The organism is Arthrobacter sp. 'calajunan' (assembly GCF_046940185.1).
Taxonomy (GTDB): Bacteria; Actinomycetota; Actinomycetes; order Actinomycetales; family Micrococcaceae; genus Glutamicibacter; species Glutamicibacter soli.
On sequence record NZ_JBKZDY010000011.1, the window covers coordinates 16,320 to 35,417 of the forward strand.

15 protein-coding genes and 1 pseudogene are annotated in these 19,098 nt (G+C 63.5%); 10 read left to right on the top strand and 6 right to left on the bottom strand.

The genetic code is table 11. The features are described from left to right. Nucleotides 1-54 precede the first annotated feature (54 nt). The 4 genes from RF641_RS15040 (at nt 55) to RF641_RS15055 (ending at nt 5,491) form a co-directional block, all read left to right on the top strand. Nucleotides 55-1,569: a leucyl aminopeptidase gene (locus RF641_RS15040; protein ID WP_424573529.1), complete on the top strand. Its 1,515-nt coding sequence runs from the start codon at nt 55-57 to the stop codon at nt 1,567-1,569. A 242-nt stretch (nt 1,570-1,811) separates the two neighbouring features. Further along, nucleotides 1,812-3,191, top strand: a complete 1,380-nt coding sequence (gene lpdA, locus RF641_RS15045) for a dihydrolipoyl dehydrogenase (protein WP_047119460.1) — start codon at nt 1,812-1,814, stop codon at nt 3,189-3,191. Between the two features lie 116 nt (nt 3,192-3,307). Then, nucleotides 3,308-5,026 carry a 2-oxoglutarate dehydrogenase, E2 component, dihydrolipoamide succinyltransferase gene (sucB, locus tag RF641_RS15050; protein WP_047119461.1) on the top strand — a complete coding sequence of 573 codons (1,719 nt, stop codon included), beginning with the start codon at nt 3,308-3,310 and terminating at the stop codon, nt 5,024-5,026. Nucleotides 5,027-5,140: 114 nt separating this feature from the next. Next, complete coding sequence (locus tag RF641_RS15055) at nt 5,141-5,491, top strand: hypothetical protein (protein ID WP_047119462.1); 351 nt, start codon at nt 5,141-5,143, stop codon at nt 5,489-5,491. A gap of 88 nt (nt 5,492-5,579) precedes the next feature. Here RF641_RS15055 and RF641_RS15060 read toward each other — a convergent pair whose 3' ends face one another. After that, nucleotides 5,580-6,953, bottom strand: coding sequence for a protein kinase domain-containing protein (locus RF641_RS15060; RefSeq protein WP_286163493.1), 1,374 nt, complete (start codon nt 6,951-6,953; stop codon nt 5,580-5,582). A gap of 240 nt (nt 6,954-7,193) precedes the next feature. Here RF641_RS15060 and lipB point away from each other — a divergent pair. From lipB to RF641_RS15075, 3 genes and pseudogenes are all read left to right on the top strand, one after another. Further along, nucleotides 7,194-7,853 (top strand): annotated as a pseudogene (gene lipB / locus RF641_RS15065) (lipoyl(octanoyl) transferase LipB); the annotation flags it as partial. Between the two features lie 33 nt (nt 7,854-7,886). Further along, complete coding sequence (gene lipA / locus RF641_RS15070) at nt 7,887-8,888, top strand: lipoyl synthase (protein ID WP_053798379.1); 1,002 nt, start codon at nt 7,887-7,889, stop codon at nt 8,886-8,888. Between the two features lie 154 nt (nt 8,889-9,042). Continuing rightward, the gene (locus RF641_RS15075; RefSeq protein ID WP_047119467.1) at nt 9,043-9,792 is read left to right on the top strand and encodes a DUF4191 domain-containing protein; all 750 of its coding nucleotides are present in this window, start codon (nt 9,043-9,045) and stop codon (nt 9,790-9,792) included. A gap of 103 nt (nt 9,793-9,895) precedes the next feature. Here the strand turns inward: RF641_RS15075 and RF641_RS15080 are convergent, their stop codons facing one another. Then, nucleotides 9,896-10,333: an RDD family protein gene (locus RF641_RS15080; RefSeq protein WP_047119468.1), complete on the bottom strand. Its 438-nt coding sequence runs from the start codon at nt 10,331-10,333 to the stop codon at nt 9,896-9,898. A 263-nt stretch (nt 10,334-10,596) separates the two neighbouring features. Between RF641_RS15080 and glnA (RF641_RS15085) the strand changes: the two genes are divergently transcribed. Next, nucleotides 10,597-12,021 (top strand): type I glutamate--ammonia ligase, encoded by a 1,425-nt coding sequence (gene glnA, locus RF641_RS15085; RefSeq protein WP_424573530.1) that lies wholly within the window; start codon nt 10,597-10,599, stop codon nt 12,019-12,021. Nucleotides 12,022-12,108: 87 nt separating this feature from the next. Beyond that, nucleotides 12,109-12,456: a hypothetical protein gene (locus tag RF641_RS15090; RefSeq protein ID WP_120989242.1), complete on the top strand. Its 348-nt coding sequence runs from the start codon at nt 12,109-12,111 to the stop codon at nt 12,454-12,456. Between the two features lie 29 nt (nt 12,457-12,485). On the opposite strand, the gene RF641_RS15095 is transcribed toward RF641_RS15090, so the two are convergent. The 4 genes from RF641_RS15095 to glnA (RF641_RS15110) form a co-directional block, all read right to left on the bottom strand. Next, on the bottom strand, nt 12,486-12,953 hold the full coding sequence (locus RF641_RS15095; RefSeq protein ID WP_047119471.1) for a nucleoside deaminase: 468 nt from the start codon (nt 12,951-12,953) through the stop codon (nt 12,486-12,488). Between the two features lie 159 nt (nt 12,954-13,112). Next, entirely contained in the window at nt 13,113-13,604 is a 492-nt protein-coding gene (locus RF641_RS15100) for a DUF1990 family protein (RefSeq protein WP_424573531.1), read from the bottom strand. A 5-nt stretch (nt 13,605-13,609) separates the two neighbouring features. Then, nucleotides 13,610-16,636 (bottom strand): bifunctional [glutamine synthetase] adenylyltransferase/[glutamine synthetase]-adenylyl-L-tyrosine phosphorylase, encoded by a 3,027-nt coding sequence (locus tag RF641_RS15105; RefSeq protein WP_120989241.1) that lies wholly within the window; start codon nt 16,634-16,636, stop codon nt 13,610-13,612. Between the two features lie 54 nt (nt 16,637-16,690). Then, nucleotides 16,691-18,031: a type I glutamate--ammonia ligase gene (glnA, locus tag RF641_RS15110; protein ID WP_053798385.1), complete on the bottom strand. Its 1,341-nt coding sequence runs from the start codon at nt 18,029-18,031 to the stop codon at nt 16,691-16,693. A 135-nt stretch (nt 18,032-18,166) separates the two neighbouring features. Here glnA (RF641_RS15110) and panB point away from each other — a divergent pair, with 135 nt between their 5' ends. Further along, nucleotides 18,167-19,003 (top strand): 3-methyl-2-oxobutanoate hydroxymethyltransferase, encoded by an 837-nt coding sequence (gene panB, locus RF641_RS15115; protein WP_053798386.1) that lies wholly within the window; start codon nt 18,167-18,169, stop codon nt 19,001-19,003. Nucleotides 19,004-19,098: the final 95 nt, after the last annotated feature.

Sequence of the window (19,098 nt, forward strand, 5' to 3'; positions counted from 1 at the left end):
AACTCTGGGCTGTCTCGTCCTTAGACCCTACAAAGGCATAGAAGGAATGATTTTGTGATCAACTCCAGTGATCTCACACTGACTGCCATCGGCACCGACATCAAGCGCAAGAGCGCCGATACCCTGGTGCTGGGCGTACTGAAGAACGGCGACAAGGTGTCAATTGCCGCGTCCCCGTTCTCCGCGGACGTCACCACCGAACTTGAGAAGTCGCTGACCCTGATCGGCGTCGGCGGCAAGGCCGACGAGGTGGCGCTGCTGCCAGCCGTCGAGGAGACCAAGGCCAAGGTCCTGATGTTCATCGGCCTAGGCGTCAAAGAACTGTCGGAGCTGGATGCAGAGACCCTGCGCCGCGCCGCCGGTTCGGCCGCCCGCCAGATGTCCAACGCCAAGAGCGCGATCTACGCGCTGCCTGCCGACACCACCGAACGCGTCGCGGCGATCGCCGAGGGCATCGCCCTGGGCTCCTACCGCTACGAGAACCTGCGCACCGCCGCCAACGACAAGCCGGTGCTCGCCGAAGCCATGGTCGCCACCGACGCAGCGACCTCCAAGGACTTGCCGGACGCCCTCAAGCGCGCCGCGATCCTCGGCCGCGCCGTGCGCGCTACCCGCGATTTGATCAACACCCCGGCGAACCTGCTTTACCCGGAGTCCTTCGCCCAGGCGGTCAAGGACTACACCAAGCCGCTGCCGCTGAAGGTCACCGTCATGGACGAGAAGCGCCTGGCCAAGGACGGCTTCGGCGGCCTGATCGGCGTGGGCGGCGGCTCAGCCCGCCAGCCGCGCATGGTCAAGGTGGAGTACTCGCCGGCCAAGGCCCAGAAGCACCTGGCGCTGATCGGCAAGGGCATCACCTTCGACACCGGCGGCATCTCGCTGAAGCCGCCTGCAGGCATGCACGCCATGAAGTCGGACATGTCCGGCGCCGCCGCGATGTTCCAGACCATCTGCGCCGTGGCCGAGCTGGGCCTGGACCTGAAGGTCACCGCATGGCTGTGCCTGGCCGAGAACATGCCAGGCGGGGCCTCGACCCGTCCGGGCGACGTCATCACCATGTTCGGCGGCAAGACCGTCGAGGTGCTGAACACCGACGCCGAGGGCCGCCTGGTGATGGCCGACGGCCTGGCCGCAGCCAGCGAGGAAAAGCCTGACGTGATGATCGACATGGCCACCCTGACCGGCGCGCAGATGCTGGCACTTGGCCTGCGCACCGCCGGCATCATGGGCAACGAGCAGGTCCGCGACGACCTGGTCGCCGCGTCCGACGAAGCCGGCGAGCTGGCCTGGGCCATGCCGCTGCCCGAGGAGCTGCGCCCGAGCATCGACTCGCAGGTGGCAGACCTGGCGAACATCGGCGAACGCATGGGCGGCATGATGACCGCCGCCGTCTTCCTGGAGGAGTTCGTCGGAGAGGTCGACGGCGCCAAGATCCCTTGGGCCCACATCGACTTCGCCGGTCCCGCCTTCAACGAGGGCAAGGCCTGGGGCTACACCCCGAAGAACGGCACCGGCTCGCAGGTCCGCACGCTGGTTGCCTACGCTGAAAAGCTGGCCGGCGCCCGCTAGGACTATCCGTGGCGCATGGAATTTATCAATTTCATGCGCCACGGCCCGTTCAGGGCAACGAGACATACCCTACTTTTGGGCGTGCGAGCGTGACTGTGGCGCGCCGACGGTACTAAGGTAAGTTTTGAAACATCACTGCGGATTGCTGGCGCGCGCGTACCAGCACAAACCATCGATCCGCGACCCGATCCCCTGGCCGACCAAAGTCGGCCTCACTTAGCTAATAACGAGGGAGCGTTCACGTGGCCGATTCGGCAGCAACGCAAGAATTTGATGTCCTCATCCTCGGCGGTGGATCCGCTGGATACTCGGCAGCTTTGCGTGCCATCCAGCTGGGCTACACCGTCGGTCTGATCGAGAAGGAGAAGCTGGGCGGCACCTGCCTGCACACCGGCTGCATCCCGACCAAGGCTTACCTGCATGCCGCAGAACTTGCCGAGAATGCACGTGAGGGCGCCAAGTACGGCATCAACTCCTCGCTGCAGTCGATCGACCTGGCTGGCGTCCGCACCTACAAGGACGGCATCGTCGCCGGCAAGCATAAGGGCCTGCAGGGCCTGCTGAAGATGAAGAAGGTCAACGTTATCACCGGTAACGGCCGCCTCGTCTCGCAGGATTCCATCGATGTTGATGGCACCGTTTACAAGGGCAAGTACATCGTGCTCGCCACCGGTTCCGAGTCCAAGACCTTCGGCCTGGAAATCGGCGGCCGCGTCCTGACCAGCACCGAAGCCCTGAACATGGAAGACCTGCCGAAGAGCGCCATCGTCCTTGGCGGCGGCGTCATCGGCGTCGAGTTCGCCTCGGTCTGGAAGTCCTTCGGCGTGGACGTCACCATCGTCGAGGGCCTGCCGTCGCTGGTTCCGAACGAGGATCCTGCCATCATCAAGAACCTGGAGCGCGCATTCAAGAAGCGCGGCATCAAGTTCAACACCGGTGTCTTCTTCGAAAAGGTCGAGCAGGATGCCAACGGCGTCAAGGTCTCCCTGGCCGACGGCAAGACCCTGGAAGCAGAAATCGTCCTGGTTGCAGTAGGCCGCGGTCCGGTCACCGCGAACCTGGGCTACGAGGAGCAGGGCATCACCATCGATCGCGGTTTCGTGATCACCGATGAGCGCCTGCACACCGGCGTTGGAAACATCTACGCCATCGGCGATATCGTGCCAGGCCTCCAGCTGGCGCACCGCGGCTACCAGCATGGCCGCTTCGTCGCCGAGGAAATCGCCGGCAAGAAGCCGACCATCATCGAGGACATCAACATCCCGAAGGTGACCTACTGCGAGCCAGAGATCGCCTCCGTCGGCTACACGGAGCCCAAGGCCAAGGAGAAGTTCGGCGCCGATTCGATCGAGACCACCGAGTACAACCTGGCCGGCAACGGCAAGTCCTCGATCCTGGGCACCAGCGGCATCATCAAGATGGTCCGTGTCAAGAACGGCCCTATCGTCGGCGTGCACGGCATCGGTGGCCGCATTGGCGAGCAGATCGGCGAAGCACAGCTCATCGTGAACTGGGAAGCCTACCCAGAGGACGTTGCACAGCTGATCCACGCGCACCCGACCCAGAACGAAGCCCTGGGCGAAGCCGCAATGGCTCTGGCCGGCGCTCCTCTGCACGGCTAACAGCGCATCAAGTCATGCGGGCGGCGCAGGTTTCGGCCGCGCCGCCCGCATGGTCTAGGCTCGGAGGCAACGCCTCCTACAAAATTCAAGTTTTATAAACGAGGAGATACGGGAAGATGTCTGAAACCGTAAACCTGCCCGCACTGGGTGAAAGTGTTACCGAAGGTACGGTAACCCGCTGGCTGAAGCAGGTCGGCGACCGCGTAGAGGTCGACGAGCCATTGGTGGAAGTTTCCACCGACAAGGTTGATACCGAGGTTCCTTCGCCTGTTGCCGGAGTCATCGAGGAAATTTTTGTCGCCGAGGACGAGGAAGCCGAAGTCGGCGCTCCCCTGGTCCGCATTGGCGACGGATCGGGTGCCGGCGAGTCTGCTGCCCCTGCTGCTCCTGCCGCCGAAGAGGCATCCGCAGAGGCGCCTGCCGCTGAAGAAGCACCAGCACCTGCCGAGTCTGCTCCTGCGGCTCCTGCCGCTGGCTCCGCTTCCGGCACCGAGGTCACCCTGCCTGCCCTGGGCGAGTCGGTCACCGAGGGTACCGTCACCCGCTGGCTGAAGGAAGTCGGCGAGGAAGTCGCCGTCGACGAGCCGCTGCTGGAAGTTTCCACCGACAAGGTCGACACCGAGGTTCCGTCCCCAGTGGCCGGCACCCTGCTGGAAATCCGCGTTCCGGAAGACGAGACCGCTGAGGTCGGCGCAGTCCTGGCCGTCATCGGTTCGGCAGATGCAGCTCCTGCTGCTCCAGCCGAGCCAGCTCCGGAAGCCAAGGAAGAAGCTCCGGCCACCAAGGAGGAAGCACCGGCTGCCAAGGAAGAAGCTCCGGCCCCCGCTCCTGCAGCCCCGGCCGCTCCGGCACCTGCTGCCGCTCCGGCTCCGGCCGCACCAGCTGCTCCAGCCGCCGAGTCGAACGATTCGGGTTATGTCACCCCACTGGTTCGCCGCCTGGCCAACCAGCACGGCATCGACATCGCCTCGGTCAAGGGCACCGGTGTTGGCGGACGCATCCGCAAGCAGGACGTGCTTGACGCAGTTGCCGCCAAGGAAGCAGCTGCTCCAGCCGCTGCCGCCGCTCCTGCTGCCGCCAAGCCAGCCGCCCCGGCAGTGGAGGCTTCGAGCCTGCGCGGCACCACCGAGAAGGCTCCGCGCATCCGCCAGGTCATCGCCCGCCGCATGCGCGAATCGCTGGACGTTTCGACTCAGCTGACCCAGGTCCACGAGATCGACATGACCCGCATCGTGAAGCTGCGCGGCTCGGCCAAGAGCAACTTCAAGGCAGTCAACGGTGTGAACCTGACCTACCTGCCGTTCATCGCCAAGGCTGTTGCCGAGGCTCTGAAGGCCCACCCGAAGCTGAACGCCGAGTACAACGAAGAGACTCAGCAGATCACCTACCACAATGCCGAGCACCTGGCATTCGCGGTGGATACCGACAAGGGACTGCTGGTTCCTGTGGTTTCCAACGCTGGCGATCTGAACCTTGCTGGTCTGGCCAACAAGATCGCTGATGTCGCTGCCCGTACCCGCAGCAACAAGATCGGTCCGGACGAGCTGTCCGGTGGCACCTTCTCGATCACTAACATCGGTTCGGTTGGCGCCCTGTTCGACACCCCGATCATCAACCAGCCACAGGTTGCCATCCTCGGCACCGGTGCAATCGTCAAGCGCCCAATGGTCGTCACCGACGCCGAGGGTAATGACTCGATTGCGATCCGCCACATGATGTACCTGTGCCTGACCTACGATCACCGTCTGGTAGACGGTGCCGATGCCGGTCGCTTCCTGCAGACCGTCAAGGCACGTCTTGAAGGCGGCGCATTCGAGGGCGATCTGGGCCTGTAAGGCCGGGACGCTTCAGCGCTTCTAGCAAGGGGAAGCTTTCACGTTGGTTCGCCGGCGGTGGAAGCTTCCCCTTGTCGTTTCTACAATGCGTCGAACCTCGACTACTCTGGAGATATGACTTTTGCAATCTCTTTCCTCGTATTCCTGCACATCCTGGGTGCGGCAGCGATCTTCGGCGGCTGGCTGGCCAACTTCAAGACCCCTACTGTCAACGTGTGGCAGTGGTACGGCGCGCTGCTGCAGGTGATCACCGGCCTGGCTCTGGTAGGCATCTACGAAGCGCAGGACGCTGACGTCAACCACATCAAGATCGGTGTGAAGGTTGTCATCGCCCTGGGCATCGCCGTGGCCGCCTTCATCGGCCGCAAAAAGGTCAAGGCAGGCCAAGAAGTCTCCACCGGCATCGCCCACGCAGTCGGTGGGCTGGCACTGGTCAACATTGCCGTCGCAGTGCTCTGGAGCTAATCGCCCAACACGCTGTTGCGTCCGCTCACCGGCCGTTCTCCCTGATTCCTGGGAGAACGGCCGTTTGCAGTTTAACGGGCGCTGATTCTCAGTCGCTGCGACTGAGCACCGTCCCGAGGAACCACTGGCCGTCAACAAGCTCGACCTCGACCTGGATCCGTTCGGGGTCGCCCGCGGCCACCTGGTGCCGCAACGTGCCGGCTGCATCAACGTAGGTATAGGAACTGTGCGTCGAAAGGGCCTGAAGGATCACGGTGTCTGCGGAGCCGCGAGCCTGGATCGAGACATCCTCCAATTTCGTTTCGAGGCCATTGAACCGCAATTTCAGCTTGCGCATCGAGTCCAGGGTTTCACGGTCCCTCTGCAGTTGCTCCGAGTCCTCGACGTAGATTTTTCGCAGCGCCGAGGAATCGCCTGAGTTCATGGCCCGGTCACGCGCGGCGGACAGTGCCAGGAAGCTTGCAATGACTGTATCGGCTTCGAAGGAGCAGGCTGGGACCTCCCCGACGTCCAGGATCCGGCAGCCTGGCGTCTCGCCCGGTACTGCGCCCTGTGCCGCCGGGTCCGGCGGTTGGCCGGGCAACAGGTATTTCACCCCTAGGAAGCTGGCCGCAATCGCGATGCCTCCGATCGCGAGCGCGGCAACGACCTTCGCGCCTCCGGGGGTGCGGCGTAGACGGTGCCCGTGCCAGCTGCCACTATCTCCCGGAATGACGGTGCTGGTCTTTCCTGCTTTCCGACGTGACCCGGCTCGACGGTGTTGCGTCCGTGCCGCCACGTCAGGGTGGATCGTATCCATCAGCTGGTTGCTGTCAGTGTCGATGAACCCTTCCCAGTGGATCGGCGCGGCCGGAATGCTGGAGAACAGCGTCCGGGCGAATTGGTCCGCGGTGGGGCGCTGCAGCGGATCTTCGTCCAACGAGTCGGCCAGGAGCTCCTGGATGATCTCGGGAACGCCGGGAAACTGGACCCTGACCGGCGGGCGGTAATGCGGCTCGTCCGGTGGTTCGCCGTCCAGAAGGTACCAGAGGCAGCTTCCCAGCGCGAAGACGTCCCGGGCGCCGAGCTCCTCCTCCCCTGCGCCTGTGAACGTCTCGGGTGCGATGAATCCGGGCGTCCCGGCGACTTCAGCCGCATCCTGGCTCAAAGAGGCTTCCTGGAAGTCGATGATCTTCGGCATGCCCTGTGCCGTGAGCATGATGTTGGACGGCGAAATGTCCCCGTGCCGCATCCCTGCTGCATGAAGTCCCGCAATGGCCTGGGCGATGGGGGCCAGAGCTGTCACGCATTCGGCGAGCGTGAAGTTCGAGCGCCGAGCCATGAGCGCAGCGAGGCTGCCACCCGGGCAGTACTCCATCAGCAACCCGTCGCCTAGCTGGGTGCTGAGCATGCCGTAAGAATCGACGACATATTTCCTCGCGGCATTGACATTGTGAAGCCTCTGCGATGCCACATTTTCCATAGTCAGACTAAGTTTCAGCACCATATATTGCTGGTCCGACTCTCGTCGAATGAGCCAAACTTTGCATGGTGACTTGGTACTTAAGGGTTTCACTGTCATGTAACCGGGGCACGTTGGCCAGGCCAGCACATTCGTTGATTCATCCATGGTTCCGTTCTACCGAATAATCCCGAATTGCAAATTCGTTATCCACATGTACAGCGGGTGGTGGCGAATTAGCGACCGCCGGTTCAACGGCGTAGGGTAACCCCCATGGCGATCGAATTCGAAAGAGTCGGACTCGGCACAGAATACATTCCGTACATGCAGGCTTGGGACTACCAGATCCAGCTGCATGATGCGGTGGCCGCGGACGAACAAACCCCAAAAGTCCTCTTCCTCGAACATGCAGCCGTTTACACGGCTGGCAAACGAACTGAACCCGAAGATCTTCCCCTCGACGGCACCCCCGTTGTTGACGTTGACCGCGGAGGCAAACTCACCTGGCACGGCCCAGGACAACTCATTGGCTATCCCATCGTCAAGCTGCGCAAGATCAGCGCAATCAGGCTATACGTGGAAACCCTCGAACAAGCGCTGATCAACGTGGTCGACGAGTACGGCATCCCCACCGCGCAGGTGAAGGGACGCTCCGGGGTGTGGGTTCCAGGTGCGGAGGGCGAGCAGGACCGCAAGATCGCCGCCATCGGAATTCGAATCAACCACGGCGTGACCATGCACGGTTTCGCCTTGAATTGCTCGAATGATCTCAACGCCTATGACCAGATCATCCCGTGCGGCATCACGGATGCCGGCGTCACCACGATTTCCAAGGAACTGGGCCGCGAAATCTCCCCCAGCGACGTGGTCGATCGCGTCCAGCAGGAGCTTGAGCGTCTCCTCACCCCTCAAGTCGTCTAGACAACCACTCCCTTCCTTTAGAAAGAGCAGTCAATGAGCATCGAGCCAGAAGGCCGTCGACTACTGCGCGTTGAAAAGCGCAACGCCGCCGTACCCGTGGAGCGCAAGCCCGAGTGGATCAAGGCGAAACTCAACATCGGTCCTGAATACGTGGGGCTGAAAAACCTGGTGCAGTCCGAGGGACTGCACACCGTCTGCGAAGAAGCCGGCTGCCCGAACATCTTCGAGTGCTGGGAAGACCGCGAGGCCTCATTCCTCATCGGCGGTTCCGAGTGCACCCGCCGCTGCGACTTCTGCCAGATCGACACAGGCAAGCCGGCGGCGCTGGACCGCTCCGAGCCGTTCAAGGTCGCCATGAGCGTGAAGAAGATGGACCTGCGCTACGCCACCGTGACTGGAGTCGCCCGCGACGATCTCGAAGACGAGGGTGTCTGGCTGTACGCGGAAACCGTGCGCCGCATCCACCAATTCAACGAAAACACCGGCGTGGAACTGCTGATCCCGGACTTCTCCGGCAAGCCGGAGAACCTGGACGCGATCTGCGACTCTGCTCCGGAGGTCTTCGCGCACAACGTGGAAACCGTGCCGCGCATCTTCAAGCGCATCCGCCCGGCGTTCCGCTACGAGCGCTCTCTGGGCGTCATCACCCATGGCCACCAGCGCGGCATGATCACCAAGTCGAACCTGATCCTGGGCATGGGCGAGACCCGCGAGGAAATCTCGGAGGCCATGCGCGACCTGCACGAGGCTGGCTGCGACCTGCTGACCATTACCCAGTATCTGCGCCCGACCGAACGTCACCTGCCTGTTGACCGCTGGGTGAAGCCGCAGGAATTCCTGGAGCTGCAGCAGGAAGCCGAAGAGCTCGGCTTCGCCGGGGTCATGTCCGGGCCGCTGGTGCGCTCGTCGTACCGGGCCGGGCGACTGTGGGCAGGAGCCATGCGCAAGAAGGGCCGCGAGATCCCCGAGGCGCTCGCGCACATCGAATCCTCCGGCGACACCCGTCAGGAAGCTGCCTCGCTGATCGGAAGCTAGGCAACGCCGCCGGAAATGTCCCGGCCCGAATGGTACACTCCGGACCATTCGGGCCGGGACATCGTGCGTTGGCCCTCCCCCGCAGCCGTACGGGACTGGCAATTTCCCGCACTGGATTAGATCTCATAGATTCATCGCGTAGAATTGAGGCACTATGGCCAAAAACTCCGACAACGACGCTGCCTCGCAATCAAAGCGTGGGCTTTTTTCGCGTAAACCAAAAGCTGAGAAGCAGAACAAAGAGCCCGGTCGCCTAAAGCAGATCGGCCAGGTCTTCCAGATGACCCGCCGCCACGACCCGATGGTCGTCTGGTGGATGGCTCTGGCTGCCTTGGGAATCATCGCCGTGGGCCTGGTCATCGGCTTGCTGATCCGCAACTGGGTCACCATGCTGATCATCTCGATCCCGCTGGCCCTGCTCGCTGCTATGTACATCATGTCCCGCCGCGCCGAGAAGGCCGCCTTCTCGCAGCTGGTCGGACGACCGGGTGCTGTCGGCGCAGCGATGAGCGTACTGCGTCGCGGTTGGATCCTGAAAGAGGAACCGGTTGCCTACAACCGCCACCAGGACCTCGTGTTCATGGCCATTGGCCGCGCCGGCGTGGTGCTGGTCTCCGAAGGCCCCAAGTCCCGCGTGCGCGATCTGGTGATCTCCGAGCGCAAACGAGTCGGCCGCGTACTGCCGAACGTTCCGATCCACGTGATCAACGCCGGCCAGGACGAAGACCAGGTGGCCTTGGAAGACGTCGCCAAGAAGATGAAGAAGCTTCCGAAGTCGATCACCAAGCTTGAGGTCAGCGCAGTCGAGAAGCGTCTGAGCACCCTGACCGCGAATCGCCTGCCGATCCCCAAGGGCATCGACCCGAACCGCGTTCGCCCGAACCGCCGCGCCATGCGAGGCTAGGACCGGATAAAAAGAAACCGCATCGTTCGATGCGGTTTCTTTTTTGTCTTGATTCTGTGCAGCGCCAGGGACCTCGTGCCCGGGCCGAGGGAGCCTGCTCTTGCTAGCGGATGTTGACTAGGATGCTCTTGGCCAGTCGGTCGTGCAGTCCGCGCTGGTCCTTGTCGGCAATCAGTACCGGGATGAAAAGGCAGAGCAGCACCGAGCGAATCAGTCCCTGCAACGGCGTAACCGCAGTGCCGTCCATCGACTGGACCTGCATCCTGAAGACCCGATGGCCGATGGTATGCCCGGTGATGCCTACTCCGATGATCTGGCCCAGACCGAACAGCGCCAACGTTGCCCAGTCGTTCAGGTCGAAAAGCCACCAGCTGAGCAGCATCGACAGCCCCCAGTCGATGCTGATTGCCCCGAGCCGGCGCGGCAGGCGCCCAATCGAGCCGGGGCCCTTCTCCGGACGGCCCATGTGCTCCCCCGGCCAATGCTGGGAATTAAGCTGGGGCGGGCCTTCAAGCCACGAACTAAAGTCTTTGCGTTCCACCCCTCTAGTCTATCCGCGCACCCTGTGTAAACATTTTTCACTGATTTTCCGCACGGATTTGTTTGTTACACCCGTGCTTTCACACTGATCAGAGACGTACGACACGCCCGAACATGTTGTTTGTAACGCGGACGAAACAATAGAGACACCAATAAGAAACGGATCCTAGGTAAGCTTGATGGGTAAGCAAGAGAACAGCTCAGATCATTTCGTGTGATCGTTCCGTTTACCAAACCTAAATCTCACCAGGGAGTAACCTGCACATGTTTAAGAGTCCAGAAGAAGCTTTGGCCTACATTGCCGAAGAGGACGTCAAGTTCGTCGACATTCGATTCACTGACCTTCCAGGTGTCCAGCAGCACTTCAATGTTCCAGCCAAGTCGGTCGACGCGGACTTCTTCGTCAACGGCCAGCTCTTCGATGGTTCCTCCATTCGCGGATTCGCAGGTGTCTCTGATTCCGACATGCAGCTTATCCCGGATGTCAGGACCGCGTTCATCGATCCATTCCGTATCGAGAAGACCCTGGCCATGAACTTCTCGATCATCAACCCCCGCACCGGCGAGCCGTACCACCGCGATCCGCGTGGCGTGGCCGAGCGTGCCGAGGCCTACCTGGAATCGACCGGCATCGCCGACACCGCATTCTTCGCTCCGGAAGCAGAATTCTTCATCTTCGAAGACGTCCGCTACGAGTCCAAGCCGCAGGGTGCGTTCTACAAGATCGACTCTGACGAAGCGCCATGGAACACCGGTCGCAAGGAAGAGGGCGGAAACCAGGGTTACAAGACCCCGTTCAAGGGCGGCTATTTCCCTGTCTCCCCAACCGACAAGCAGGCTGACCTGCGCGATGCCATCTGCGTCGAGCTGGATGCAGCAGGCTTAGAAGTCGAGCGCAGCCACCACGAGGTTGGCGCTGCCGGCCAGGCTGAAATCAACTACAAGTTCAACACCATGGTGCATGCCGCCGATGAACTGATGCTGTTCAAGTACATCGTGAAGAACGTGGCCGATGCCTGGGGCAAGTCCGCAACCTTCATGCCGAAACCGGTCTTCGGCGACAATGGCTCGGGCATGCACGTGCACCAGTCGCTGTGGAGCAACGGCGATCCGCTGTTCTACGACGAGAAGGGCTACGCCGGCCTGTCCGACACCGCCCGCTGGTACATCGGCGGCCTGCTGAAGCACGCAGATGCGGTGCTTGCCTTCACCAACCCGACCGTGAACTCCTACCGCCGCCTGGTCAAGGGCTTCGAGGCACCGGTCAACATGGTGTACTCGCAGGGCAACCGCTCGGCCGGTATCCGCATCCCGATCACCGGTTCGAACCCGAAGGCAAAGCGCATCGAGTTCCGCGCTCCAGACGCTTCCTCGAACCCGTACCTGGCCTTCGCAGCCCAGCTGATGGCTGGCCTGGATGGCATCAAGAACCGCATCGAGCCTGCAGACCCGATCGACAAGGACCTCTACGAGCTTCCTGCCGAAGAGGCCAAGGACATCCAGCGCGCCCCTGAAACCCTTGAGGAGGCGCTCAAGGCCTTGGAAGCCGACCATGAGTTCCTGCTCGAGGGCGGCGTGTTCACCGAGGACCTGATCCAGACCTGGATCGAGTACAAGCGCGAATACGAAATCAAGCCACTGAGCCTGCGCCCGAACCCATACGAGTTCGAGCTGTACTACGGCTGCTAATCCCCGCCCTGCGGGGTGACAGCACTACGCCGGGTTCCACCAACGGGTGGAACCCGGCGTTGTTTCGTTCCGGGGTACGCTGGCGTCATGGACTTTTCCACCCGGGTCGGCGTGCAGCGCGAAGACGGCGAAACCGTGGGTCATCTCGACCCTGCGGATCCCGACTACAAACTGGTGACCCCGCGCAACGTCCTGGGCCACGCACTGGCGGATGCCTGCGGATACGTGGACGGCGAGCAGCTGCTGGTGGATCGCGGCATCAGCGAGGTGATGACCACCTGGGTGCTGGATGCCGGCTCCCGCGATGCCGCCGAGGTGCTGAACATACTGGAAGTCTCACCCCACGGCATCGTCCTGGCCAATGCGCTGCGCACCAAGGCCCTGCAGCCCACCGAACGCTTCCGCGTGGCTTGGCCGGTCGTGGAACACCGCTAGGCGCCAAGCCAACCCTGAATCAGCGGCGGCTAGTATTCCTGCTTGTCTACCTTGGCGGTCCACGCTTCGAAGGCCCCCAGAGCCGAGGCCAGCTCGACCTTGGTGAACGGGATGCGCCGTTCGCTCATGGGAAGCTCCAGTTCGGTGTAGATGAAGTTGTCGTCGAAGCCGATGTTCGCCGCGTCCTGCCGGTCGTTCGCGTAGTAGACGTGCTTGAATCGCGCCCAGTAGATGGCGCCGAGGCACATGGGGCACGGCTCGCAGCTGGTGTAGAGCTCGCACTGTGACAGGTCGAAGGTTCCCAGAGCCTGTCCGGCCTTGCGGATCACGTTGACCTCCGCGTGGGCCGTCGGATCGGAATCATGCACCACGGTGTTGTATCCGGTGGCAATGACCTTGCCGTCCAGTACCACCACCGCCCCGAACGGGCCGCTGTCGTTGCTTTCCAGCGCCAGTACCGACTGGTCGACCGCTGCCTGCATTAACTGCGGATCCATGTCCTTTTCCCCCTCAAACCATCGGCGCTGCCGGGCAATCCGGGGGCGCCGAACCGAAATTTGGAACTGCCTGCCCAGCCTATCGTCTGATGAGGCGCGGGTGCGAGGGTCGAAATGAAATTCATGGTCTTGCCGCCGTCCCGCCGATGCAGATGCAGGTCAGGACGTGCGCTGGCGCATCACCCGCAGATAGCGCCACCGGATGAACCGCTGCGCTCCGAGCAGCAGCCAGAAGACCGAACGCCAGATCCTGCGGTCCGAAGCGGCCGTGAGCGAGCGGATCTCCAGGAACACCGCTGGCCCCATCCGGCGCAGGATGAAGGCTTCCTCGCCGCAGACCGGGTGTCCCGGCAGGGTCCGATAGGCGAATCCGGCCAGGTTGCCGCATTCAACGACATCCACCACCTCGACGGGTTCGTGGATTGACACCGGTCCCACGGGGACGATGATTAGCGGCTTGGCGCCGCTGCAGACTTTGTCCTGCGTGCTGATGCGAAATCCGCTGCGGGTTTTCACTTCCCAACGCAGCAGCGCTGCCGCCGACTGCTCCGAGAACGCGTTGCCCGAGCCGAGGTAGACTTGGCGCCTCCACACACGCCAGCCTCCGGGCTCCGGGCTCCAGCGCTCCTCGCGGATCTGCGTCCGGGACATCAAGGCTAGTCTTCGAAGCCGTAGAACAGCTGCTCGAACAACGCCCGGGAGTGCCGGGTGGCGCGCAGGTAGTCTTCTTCCAGTTCCATGCCGGTGTTCGCCTCGTAGCCGCACCAGCGGGCCACGGCTTCCATGTCCCTCGCGGAACCGGGCAGCACGTCGCTGGAACGACCCGAGGTGATGATCTCGGCGGAACGGATGCGGGTGGCCAGGCGCCAGGCGATGTCCAGCACCTCGGCCTGCTCTTCCGTGATGATTTCCAAGGCCGCCAGCTGGTCCAGCGCGACGAGCGTGGACGGCGTGCGCAGCTCATGGTGTTTCCAGGCGTAGCGCAGCTGGTAGAACTGCACCAGCCATTCGACGTCGGACAGCGATCCCCGGCCGAGTTTCAGATGCCGGTTCGGATCCGCTCCGCGCGGCAGCCGTTCTGCCTCTACGCGCGCCTTGATCTTGCGGATCTCCTTGATCTCCGCCTCGTCCAGGCCGCGGCCGTAGCGGATCGGCTCGATCAGCTCCATGAAGTCCTGGCCCAGCTGCTCGTCGCCGGCGAACGGCCGGGCGCGCTGCAGCGCCTGCCGTTCCCAGACTTCCACCCAGCGCTCATAATAGGCGGCATAGGAATCGAAGGAGCGCACCAGAGCGCCCTGGCGCCCCTCGGGGCGCAGGTCCGAGTCGATCTTCAACTTCACCTCGGCCGGGATGGCCGGCTTCAACGGCTTGGAGCTCCACGACATCAGCTCGGTGACCACACGCGAGGCCTGCTCCTGGGCCTGCTGGTCGGTCGCGCCTGCAACCGGGCGCTGGACATAGAGCACGTCCGCGTCGGAGCCGTAGCCGATCTCCTGCCCGCCTTGGCGGCCCATGGCGATCACCGCGATGCGCGCCTGCTCCCCGTGAACCGCCTGGTCGGCGGCCAGCAGCACGGTGAGGATCCCGTCGATCATGACCCCGTCGATGTCCGACAGGGCCCGGCCCACCTGGTCCACCCGCAGCAGGCCCGCGCCGTCGGCGAGCGCGACGCGCAGGATCTCGCGGCGGCGCACGAGCCTGATCTGCCGGATGGCGGCTTCGGGTGCCTTGGTGCGCTGGATGATGGAGGTGTTCTGCTGCGCCAGGCTTTCTCGGCTCAGCGGCATCAACGAGCTGTCGGTGCCCAGCCAGGCGGCGGCGGCCGGCTCATTGGCCAGCAGGTCGGTGAGGAAGCGCGTATTGGACAGCAGGTGGCTCAGGCGCTCGGCGGCGGCGTTGGTGTCGCGCAGCATGCCCAGGAACCAGTGGGTCTTGCCCAGGGACTCGCTGAGGCGGCGGAAGCCGAGCAGCCCGGCGTCCGGGTCGACGCCGCGGGCGAACCAGTCAAGCAACACCGGCAGCAGCTGGCGTTGCAGGGCCGCGCGGCGGGAGACTCCCCCGGTAAGCGCCTCGATGTGGCGCATCGCGGCCTTGGGGTCCAGATAGCCCAGGGCGCGCAGCCGGGCCTGCGCGGATTCCGCGGTGAGCCGGACGTCGTCCGCCGAGAGATTGGAGCTGCTGACGAGCAGCGGGCGGTAGAAGATGCGTTCGTGCAGCGAGCGGACCAGGCGCTTGGTTTCGTTCCAGCGGCGCAGCAGCTTTTCCGGGCTGGTGGCTTGCAGGTCCCCGGCGCCGCGGATGGCGCGGGCCAGCACGCGCTGGGCGTTTTCGTTGCGCGGCATCAGGTGCGTGCGGCGCAGCTGGCTGAGCTGGATGCGGTGCTCCAGCAGGCGCAGGAAACGGTAGGAGCCATCGAAGTTGGTTGCGTCCTCGCGGCCGATGTAGCCGGTCTCGCTCATCGCGTGGATGGCCTGGGTGGTGGTGGGCACCTGGATGGAAGGCTCCACCCGTCCGTGGACCAGCTGCAGCAGCTGCACGGTGAACTCCACGTCGCGCAGCCCGCCCGGGCCCAGCTTGATCTGCCAGGGCACGTCGTCCTTGGAGATGTTGTCGCTCACCCGCCGGCGCATGGCCTGCACGGATTCCACGAATCCGTCGCGTTCGGAGCTGGACCAGACCATGGGCGAGACCATGCGCTCGTAGGCTGCGCCCAGGTCCTTGTCGCCGGCGATGGCGCGGGCCTTGAGCAGCGCCTGGAACTCCCATGAGTGCGCCCAGCGCCGGTAATAGGCCTCATGCGAGGACAGGGTGCGGGTCAGCGCGCCGTCCTTGCCTTCGGGGCGAAGGTTGGCGTCCACTTCCCAGAGCATCGGCTCGGGGCCGGGAACCATCAGCGCGCGGGCGGCGTTGCCGCACAGCACCGTGGCGACGGCGCCGGCCAGATCTTCCTCGATGCCCGGCAGCGAACCATGCACGTAGATCACGTCCACGTCGGAGATGTAGTTCAGCTCGCGGGCGCCGCACTTGCCCATACCGATCACGGCCAGCTTCACCTGGTCGACCTGTTCGGGGGTGTACTGTTCGCCGGCTTCGGCGCGGGCCACGGCCAGGGCGCCTTCCAGGGCTGCCGCGGCCATGTCAGCCAGTTCGGCGGCGACCTGCGGCATGACCCATTGCGGCTGGGCCGATCCCAGATCGCGGTAGGCCAGCGAGAGCAACGCCAGCCGGTAGCTGACGCGCAGCTTCTGACGCGCCTCGGCCCCCGTGCACGAGGCGACCCAGTGGCCGTTCGGAGTCTGCACCGCGCCGACCGCTGCAAGCATGTCGTTGCGCAGCTGGTCTGCGGGCACATTGGTGAAGCTGGTGGACGGTGCCTGCGCAACGACCTGCAGCGCCTCCTCGCATCGGATCAGGAATTCGCCCAGTGCCGCGGAACTGCCCAGCAGCCGGATCAGCGCCTGGCAGCTCTCGGCCTGCAGGAAGATCTCCGCCGCCTGCGGGTGGCGGTCCACCAAGCGCAGGGCAAGCAGCAGGGCTTGGTCGGGGTCCGGCGCGTGCGCCATCATCTTCACGATCAGTTCCGGGTCCAAGGTGGACAGTTCCGTGGAATCGAGGAACTTCTTGGCCCGTTCAACGTCGGAGAACCCGGCGTTGATCAGGGATCGCGAGGAAATTTCTGTCATGGCGTGAACGTCGGCTCCTGACTGTGTGACGCGCGTCGGCGCGCCGGGGTCCTCCTAGAGGATCCCCAGGTATTTATCCAGCTCGTACGGGGTGATGATCTGTCGGTACTCTTCCCATTCGGCGCGCTTGTTGGCCAAGAACGAGTTGAACACCTGCTCGCCGAGGATCTCGGCCATGAGCTCGGACTCCTCCATGGCGCGCAGGGCGTCATGCAGGCTGCCCGGCAACGGCACGTGGCCCGAAGCCCGGCGCTCGGCGGTGGACAGGCTCCAGACGTCGTCCTCGGTCGGGTCTTCCAGCTCGTAGCCTTCGCGAATGCCCTTCAGGCCGGCGCCCAGCAGGCAGGCGTAGGCGAGGTACGGGTTGGCGGCTGAATCGATGCCGCGGTACTCCACACGCGCGCTTTGGCCCTTGCCCGGCTTGTACAGCGGCACGCGCACCAGGGCGGAGCGGTTGTTGTGCCCCCATGACCGGTGGCTCGGGGCTTCTCCCCCGCCCCACAGGCGCTTGTAGGAGTTCACGAACTGGTTGGTGATCGCGGTCATTTCCTGCGCATGGTGCAGGATGCCGGCAATGAACGACCTGGCGACGTCGGAGAGCTGGTACTCGCGGCCGGCCTCGAAGAATGCGTTGACATCGCCTTCGAACAAGGAGAAGTGGGTGTGCATGCCGCTGCCCGGATGCTCGGCGAAGGGCTTGGGCATGAAGGTGGCGTGGATGCCCTTCTGCATGGCCATTTCCTTGATGACGGTGCGGAAGGTCATGATGTTGTCCGCAGTCTGCAGGGCATCGGCGTAGCGCAGGTCGATTTCGTTCTGGCCCGGTCCGGTCTCGTGGTGGGAGAACTCCACCGAGATGCCCAGGGCTTCGAGCGTGGTGACCGAGGCGCGGCGGAAGTCCTGGCCGACGCCGTCCGGCACATGGTCGAAGTACCCGCCGTTGTCAATCGGCTGCGGACGCCCTTCGGCATCCAGCTCGGAGTTCTTCAACAGGTAGAACTCGATCTCCGGGTGGGTGTAGCAGGTGAAGCCCATATTGGCCGCTTCGGTGAGCTGGCGCTTGAGCACCTGGCGCGGGTCGGCGTTCGAGGGCTGGCCTTCGGGGGTGAGGATGTCGCAGAACATGCGGGAGGTCGGCTCGACCTCACCGCGCCACGGAAGCAGCTGGAAGGTGGCCGGATCGGGTTGCAGGAGCATGTCTGATTCGGAGATCCGGGACAGGCCGTCGATCGAGGAACCGTCGAAGCCAAGACCTTCTTCAAAGGCGTCCTCGACTTCTGCGGGTGCCAGCGCCACAGATTTCAGTGAACCAACCACATCGGTAAACCACATGCGCACAAATCGAACGTCACGTTCTTCAATGGTGCGCAGCACGAATTCCTGCTGACGATCCATATTCCACCGCCTTATAAATGCTAGAGTCCGGCGCCCATCAGGCCCGTAGTTATGTTGACCTGTTGCAAGACTATAACGTTTCGACCTCTTTAGCCGTGCAAGCACCGCCTGCGCCAAGTGCGATAAAGTCGTTTCATGCCTCAACCATACGTAGCGAACCCTGAAAAAGGCCCGTCCCGCATCCGGGTTCACCATCTACAGCAAGCCAAAGAACAAGGCGAAAAATTCGCCATGTTAACCGCATATGACGTCATGATGGCCGAAATTTTCGATGAAGCGGGAATCGAGATCCTGCTCGTGGGCGATTCAGCCGCCAACACCGTCATCGGTTACGAATCCACGCTTCCCATCAGCATCGATGAAATGATCATCTTCACCAAGGCCGTTGCCAACGGAAGCAAGCGCGCCATGGTTGTCGCCGACCTCCCGTTCGGCAGCTACGAGCAGTCCCCTGCCCAGGCCGTGGACACCGCTGTCCGTCTGATGAAGGAGGGACATGCGCACGCCGTGAAGATGGAAGGCACCGCCGCCTACGCCGACCACGTGCGCGCCATGGTCCTGGCCGGGGTTCCGGTCATCGGGCACATCGGCTTCACCCCGCAGTCCGAGCACGCCCTGGGCGGCTACCGCATCCAGGGCCGCGGCGACGCCGTGGAGGGCATGAAAGCCGATGCGCTGGCCCTGCAGGACGCCGGCGCGTTCTGCATCCTGATGGAAATGGTTCCGAGCCCTGCCGCCAAGCTGATCGACGAGGCACTGGTGGTGCCGACCATCGGCATCGGCGCCGGGGCCTCGACCACCGGCCAGGTGCTGGTCTGGCAGGATATGCTGGGACTGGGGGGACGCCGCACCCCGAAGTTCGTCAAGAAGTACGCCGATTTGCGCACGACGGTCTCCGAGGCGGTCAGCGCCTACCACCAGGACGTCTTGGCCGGCACCTTCCCGTCGGCCGAGTACGAGTTCGACAAGTAGCGTTTCGTCGGCCCACGCCGCGGCAAAGAGGAAACCGGTGCCAGCGGCCCCGTGCAGGGGCTGCTCGCACCGGTTTTCTTGTGCGCGGACGCAGG